This window comes from Thermodesulfobacteriota bacterium, from assembly GCA_036482575.1.
Classification (GTDB): Bacteria; Desulfobacterota; GWC2-55-46; order GWC2-55-46; family JAUVFY01; genus JAZGJJ01.
The window spans coordinates 1-6,075 of the sequence record JAZGJJ010000192.1 but is presented as its reverse complement, the minus strand read 5'-3'; the positions used below and the strand labels follow the sequence as shown (position 1 = coordinate 6,075).

Annotated in this window: 7 protein-coding genes; 5 read left to right on the top strand and 2 right to left on the bottom strand. The window is 60.3% G+C overall.

Annotated elements, in window-relative coordinates:
- The first annotated feature begins 127 nt into the window (after positions 1–127).
- From rplM to V3W31_08490, 5 genes are all read left to right on the top strand, one after another.
- Entirely contained in the window at positions 128–574 is a 447-nt protein-coding gene (rplM, locus tag V3W31_08510; GenBank protein ID MEE9614970.1) for a 50S ribosomal protein L13, read from the top strand.
- A gap of 4 nt (positions 575–578) precedes the next feature.
- Positions 579–974, top strand: coding sequence for a 30S ribosomal protein S9 (gene rpsI, locus V3W31_08505; protein ID MEE9614969.1), 396 nt, complete (start codon positions 579–581; stop codon positions 972–974).
- Between the two features lie 104 nt (positions 975–1,078).
- Positions 1,079–2,116, top strand: a complete 1,038-nt coding sequence (gene argC, locus V3W31_08500; GenBank protein ID MEE9614968.1) for an N-acetyl-gamma-glutamyl-phosphate reductase — start codon at positions 1,079–1,081, stop codon at positions 2,114–2,116.
- Between the two features lie 39 nt (positions 2,117–2,155).
- The gene (locus tag V3W31_08495; GenBank protein MEE9614967.1) at positions 2,156–3,286 is read left to right on the top strand and encodes a site-2 protease family protein; all 1,131 of its coding nucleotides are present in this window, start codon (positions 2,156–2,158) and stop codon (positions 3,284–3,286) included.
- 63 nt (positions 3,287–3,349) lie between these two features.
- The gene (locus tag V3W31_08490) at positions 3,350–5,059 is read left to right on the top strand and encodes an ABC-ATPase domain-containing protein (protein ID MEE9614966.1); all 1,710 of its coding nucleotides are present in this window, start codon (positions 3,350–3,352) and stop codon (positions 5,057–5,059) included.
- Between the two features lie 38 nt (positions 5,060–5,097).
- On the opposite strand, the gene greA is transcribed toward V3W31_08490, so the two are convergent.
- Both greA and V3W31_08480 read right to left on the bottom strand, forming a co-directional pair.
- The gene (greA, locus tag V3W31_08485) at positions 5,098–5,598 is read right to left on the bottom strand and encodes a transcription elongation factor GreA (GenBank protein ID MEE9614965.1); all 501 of its coding nucleotides are present in this window, start codon (positions 5,596–5,598) and stop codon (positions 5,098–5,100) included.
- A 67-nt stretch (positions 5,599–5,665) separates the two neighbouring features.
- On the bottom strand, positions 5,666–6,075 hold a 410-nt coding region (locus tag V3W31_08480; GenBank protein MEE9614964.1), incomplete at its 5' end, for a hypothetical protein.

The following is a 6,075-nucleotide window of genomic DNA, read 5'->3' as shown; positions in this document are numbered from 1 at the left end:
TTTTTGGGGGTTGCCCCTGCCACCCGGGCCTGGCCAAACCCCCCTCCCTCCCGCCTGCGTAAAGTCCTTGACAAAAAGGCGAAAATCATTTAGATTATAGAATTCAAACCGTATTCAATGGAAAGCTATGAAGACGCACATTCCAAAAATCGACGAAATTAAAAGGAAATGGTACCTGGTCGATGCCAGGGGCAAGACGCTCGGCAGGCTTGCATCCCGCGTGGCGATGATACTCAGGGGCAAGCACCGCCCGACCTATACCCCGAGCATGGATACCGGCGACTTCGTTATAGTGGTGAACGCGGACAATGTCGCGGTTACCGGCAAAAAATTGACCGACAAGCTCTACTACAGCCACAGCGGCTACCCGGGGGGCATAAGCGAGGTCTCGCTCGAGAGGCTCATGGAGGAAAAACCCGAAGAGGCCGTAAGAAAGGCCGTCCGGGGCATGATGCCCAAGGGAGCGCTTGGCAGGCAGATGTTCAAAAAACTCAAGGTCTATGCCGGAGAGAACCACCCGCACGAGGCGCAGGCCCCCGAGACAATTAACCCTTTAGCACGGAACGAAGGCTGAACAAATGGCGGAAAACGAAGTATACAGCGCGGTAGGAAGGCGTAAGACCTCGGTGGCAAGGGTCAGGCTGAAGGGCGGCTCCGGGGAGGTAACGGTTAACCGCAGGCCCCTGGACGAGTACTTCGGAAGGGACGTCCTGAAGACCGACGTGAAGAGTCCGTTCGAAATTACGGAGACGGCCGGCAAGTTCGACGTGACGGCGAACGTAAACGGCGGGGGCATGACCGGCCAGGCCGGCGCCATAAGACACGGCATATCCAGGGCCCTTATAGTGATGGACCCGACACTCAGGGCGGGGCTTAAAAAGGCCGGATTCCTCACGCGCGACCCGAGAATGAAGGAGAGGAAGAAGTACGGCCAGAAGGGCGCAAGGGCCAGGTTCCAGTTCTCGAAGAGGTAAAACGGACGGTATAACGATTTTATAAAGGGAAGGCCGTTCGGGCCTTCCCTTTATTTTTGGGATTAGTCCTGTAAATCGTACAAATGCTATAGTGGAGGCAGGCTTTGTTGAAGGTTTCGATAGTTGGAGGGAGCGGCTATACGGGCTTCGAGCTCCTGAGGATACTCGCGGGCCATACCGGCGCGGAGGTAGTATCCGTCAGCTCCCGGCAGTATAAAGGTCAGGGCGTGACCGAGCTCTTCCCCTCGTTAAGGGGTTTTTACGACGGGCTCTCGTTCAAGGACCCTTCGGAGTTAGGGTCAGATGGGGGCGACATATTCTTTTCGGCCCTGCCTCACGGGGCCTCGATGGAGGTCGTGCCCGGACTTTTGAAGGCCGGGAAGCGCGTGGTGGACCTGAGCGCGGACTTCCGCCTGCACGACGCCGGGCTTTACAGGAAGTGGTACGGCGAGCACGGCGCGAAGGAGCTCTTGAAGGATGCGGTCTACGGCCTGCCGGAACTCCACGGGGAGCGGGTAAAAGGGGCTTCGCTCGTCGCCAACCCCGGCTGCTATCCCACCTCCGCGCTCCTGGCGCTCGCCCCGGTCATGGGCGGAGGGCTCGTGGAAACGGGCTCCATAGTGATAGACTCGAAGAGCGGGGTCTCCGGCGCGGGCAGGACCCCCACGCCGGGTAGTTCCTTTATTGAGGTCGCCGGGGGGTTCAAGCCCTACAGTGTGGGCTCGCACAGGCATACCCCGGAGATGGAGCAGGAGCTCTCGCTCCTTAGCGGCGGCGAGGTGAGCATAACCTTCGTGCCCCATCTCCTCCCGGTCTCGCGCGGGATACTAAGCACCATATATGCAGGGCTTAAAAAGGATCTCTCGACGGCGGAGCTCCTGGCCGCCTACCGGGAGTTCTACGCCGGAAAGCCTTTTGTGCGGGTCTTGCCGGAGGGGGCCTTCCCCAACATCAACCAGGTGAGGGGCTCGAACTACTGCGACATAGGGCTCGTGGTCGACGGGGAGAAGAAAAGGCTCGTCGTCGTCTCCGCCATAGACAACCTCGTTAAGGGCGCTTCCGGGCAGGCGGTCCAGAACATGAACCTGATGTGCGGCATGGACGAGACCATTGGGCTTACCGCCGCGCCCATGGCCGTATGACGCCTTCCCCCGGCCTTTTATCTTTGTAGAGGTCCCCCCGTGCTCACCGGTAGAGGCATAAGGCTCTTTAAGGTCCTCGGCATAAGGATATCGGTCGACTATACGTGGTTCATAGTCTTCGCCCTTTTTGCATGGAGCCTCTCGAACCACTACTTCCCGTCAAGCGTCCCCGGCCTTGATCCACGCACGTACCTCGCGATGGGGGTGGTCTCCTCGCTCCTGCTCTTCGTCTGCATCCTCATCCACGAACTCGCGCACTCCTACGTCGCCAACCGGCTCGGGCTCGACATAAGGGAGATAACGCTCTTTATCTTCGGGGGGGTGGCCCGCATGACCAGGGAACCGGAAGAGGCCACGGCGGAGTTGAAGATAGCGATAGCCGGGCCGCTTGCGAGCCTCGCGCTGGCGGCGGTCTTCCGTGGGCTGGAGGTCGCCTCCGGCACGCTCACGGCCCTTCCCGTGCTCACCGCCGTCCTCGGCTTCCTGGCCACGGTAAACGTCGTGCTCCTCGTCTTCAACATGATACCCGGCTTCCCGCTCGACGGGGGGAGGGTCCTGAGGGCGCTGTGGTGGGCGACTACCGGCGACATAAGGAGGGCGACCAGGGCCGCGAGCCTCATAGGCAAGGGCTTTGCGCTCTTCCTCATCGTAGGGGGCTTCGTACAGTTGCTCAAGGGGAACTTCGTCGGCGGGATCTGGTTCGTGCTCATAGGGGTCTTCCTCCGGCAGGCCGCCGAGAGCAGCTACCAACAGCTTATTATAAAAATGACGTTCGAGGGCCTAAGGATAGGGGAGATAATGACAAAGGAGGTCGTGACCCTGGAAGAGGACGTCCCACTCTCGATGGTGGTCGAAAAGTACTTCTTCAACTACCACTTCGTGAGCTTCCCCGTGGTAAGGGAAGGGAGGGTCGTGGGACTCCTTACGCTTAACGACGTCAGGGGGGTCGAAAAGGAGAGGTGGGGGGAGACGCTGGTGCGGGACGTTATGGAGGGTCTTACCCCGGAGATGGTGCTCTCCCCGGACGACAACGCGCTCAAGGCCATATCCAAGATGACCGGTGAGGGCACGGGCAGGTTCCCGGTCCTTCGCGGGGAGAAGCTCGTCGGGATACTCACGCGCCGGGACATAATGAGGGTGATGGAGTTAAAGAGCGGGCTCGGGGAGTAAGGGGGCCGTTATTCCCGAAAACATATTTTCTTTTACCGGCGTCTCTGGTATATTGGCGAGGTTATGGAACGACTGATAGAGACACTAAGGCAAATTGACCGCAAGGGCTATAAGGCGTATAAGGAGCTTCAGGGAAAGGAGTACAAGTTCCCCTTCTATACCCTTTTCATGGACCACGTGCAGGGGGACCCGTTCGCCACCTCGAGCCGCTTGAGGGTCCTGATACCCCAGAGCGAGGCCGGCTTTCCTGACGATACGTTCTCGAACACGTCGAGAGAGGTGGCCCTAAGGGATTTTCTCGTCAGGACTTTCGCCAGGGAGGCGAAGAAGCATTCGAGGCAGTGCGGGACGGGAAAGAGCGGCCAGATATTCGTCGACCCGCCGTCCCAGGAGATACTCGAAAGAAGCGCGGCCCATGTCTCGAAGGACTATGTGGAGCTCCGCCTCTTCGTCGGGCTCCCGGCCTCGGGCAGGTGGATACTCGGCCGCGAGGCCGAGGAGATGCTCACAATAAGGCTCCCGGCCCTGGTCGAGCGTACCCTGCTTAAAAAGAACCTCGATAGCGGCGTCCTGTACGAGCACGTAGAGACGAGTGAGGACGCGGACGCGCTTCGGGGCAAACTTTCCTCCCTCGACCTCACGGCCTTTGTCGCCGACGGGAGCATGCTTCCGAGAAGGAGCGGCGTTGACGACAGGCCCATGAAGGACGGACTGCCGTTCCGTTCTCCGGAGAGTCTCAGGGTGGAGGTGGAGCTGCCGAACCGGGGACGCATAACCGGCATGGGGATCCCGCGCGGGGTGAGCCTTATCGTAGGAGGCGGTTTCCACGGGAAGTCGACCCTCTTAAGGGCGTTTGAGAGGGGGGTCTTCAACCACATCCCCGGCGACGGCAGGGAGTTCGTGGTCTCCGACCCGACCGCCGTTAAGATAAGGGCCGAGGACGGCAGGAGTGTTGTGGGGGTCGATATCTCCCCCTTCATAGGGGGGCTGCCCGGAGGTGTGGATACGGAGTTCTTCAAGACACAGAACGCGAGCGGCTCCACCTCCCAGGCGGCCAACATACTCGAGGCGCTGGAGGCCGGAAGCACCCTGCTCCTCCTCGACGAGGACACCTCGGCCACCAACTTCATGATAAGGGACCGCAGGATGCAGGCGCTCGTCGAAAAGAAGCACGAGCCCATAACTCCGTTTGTCGATAAGGTCAACCAGCTTTACGAAGACCACGGCGTCTCCACGGTACTCGTCATGGGCGGGGCGGGAGATTACTTCGACGTCGCGGACAAGGTGATAGCCATGGTGGAGTACGAGCCGGAGGACCTGACGGGCAGGGCGGAGGAGATAGCGGCGGACAATCCGACGGGCAGGGCCACGGAGGGGGGCGAGGCTTTCGGCGCCTTACACGGGCGGGTCCCGGTCCCGGAAAGTCTGGACTCGAGGAAGGGCCGGCACGAGTCGCACCTGAAGGCCAGGGGGCTCAAGACCCTTACCTTCGGCAGGGAGGATATAGACCTCGCCTTCGTGGAGCAGCTCGTCGAGGACGGCCAGGTAAAGGCCATAGGGTACGCCATGGTCTACGCGAGGGAGAGGTACATGGACGGCGGGATGGATATCCGGGAGGTCATAACGGCCGTGGATAAGGATCTTGGGGAGAAGGGCCTCGACATCGTATCACCGACGATCAAACACCCCTCGGACCTCGTCGGTTTCAGGCCCCAGGAGCTCGCGGCCGCCATAAACAGGCTCAGGAGCCTGAGGATAAAGAAGGTTTCTTAAACGGAGAGATAAAAAACGAGAAAACCCCGCCACCGGAACTACTCCGAAGCGTCGTTCTCTTTTTCGAACATCAGTTCGTGGAGCGTGATGAGGCCCGTAACCTCGTACTCCTTCAGCCCGGAAGGCAGGTCGATCCTTATCTCGTCTCCCTCGACCTTATTCAGGAGGGCCCTGCCTATGGGAGAGCTTACCGAGATCTTGCCGTTTTTCGGGTCCACCTCTTCGGGCGATACGAGCTCGTAGACCACCGCCTTGCCCGTGTCGAGGTCTTCGAGGCTGACCCTGGATCCGAAGGCCACGATGCCCTTCGGTATGTCGTTGAGTTCGAGCGAGGCAAGGGACTGTATGCGAGAGCTGAGCTGCGCCTCCCGTGCCCGCAGGAAGGACTGCCTTTCCTTGGCCGCGTCGTACTCGGCGTTTTCGCGGAAGTCCCCGTGGGCCGCCGCCTTCCGGAGCTCCTTGGGGACCTCTATACGTAGTTCCCGTGTTATCTTCTTGAGCTCCTCCTGGAGCTTCGCTACTATTGGAAGTTTTTTCATTTTTTTCCTTTACTCCTCCGCCCTCCCCCCCGCCCCCCCCGCTGAAGGACCGATACCGGAACCCGGCTCACTTTACCAGGTCGAGCCCCACGACCCCTTCGATGTGATAGGTCTGTGGGAACATGTCCACGACCCCGGCGCTGAAAGGCTTATATCCGTGTTTTAAGAGGAACGAGACGTCCCGTGCCAGGGTAGGTGGGCTGCAGGACACGTAGATTATCCTGCGCGGCCCGGCCGCTGCGAGCGACTTAACTGCATCGAGCCCGCCGCCCCTGGGAGGGTCTAATACTACCACAGCGGGACTTTCCCTTTCAAGGATTTTACCGAGGACCGCCCCCTCGACCGGTTGGCAGACGAACCTGGCCGAATCGACCCCGCCCACGGCCGCGTTCTCCCTGGCGAACCTTACGGCCTCGCGGCTGCCTTCGACTCCGGTGGTCCCCCCCCCCTCCCCAAGCTTCGCCAGCGGTATGGTGA

Bases quoted from the DNA above. Each gene is read 5' to 3' on its own strand.
- rplM (MEE9614970.1), top strand. From the start codon at position 128: ATGAAGACGCACATTCCAAAAATCGACGAAATTAAAAGGAAATGGTAC.
- rpsI (MEE9614969.1), top strand. From the start codon at position 579: ATGGCGGAAAACGAAGTATACAGCGCGGTAGGAAGGCGTAAGACCTCG.
- V3W31_08490 (MEE9614966.1), top strand. From the start codon at position 3,350: ATGGAACGACTGATAGAGACACTAAGGCAAATTGACCGCAAGGGCTAT.
- greA (MEE9614965.1), bottom strand. From the start codon at position 5,598: ATGAAAAAACTTCCAATAGTAGCGAAGCTCCAGGAGGAGCTCAAGAAG.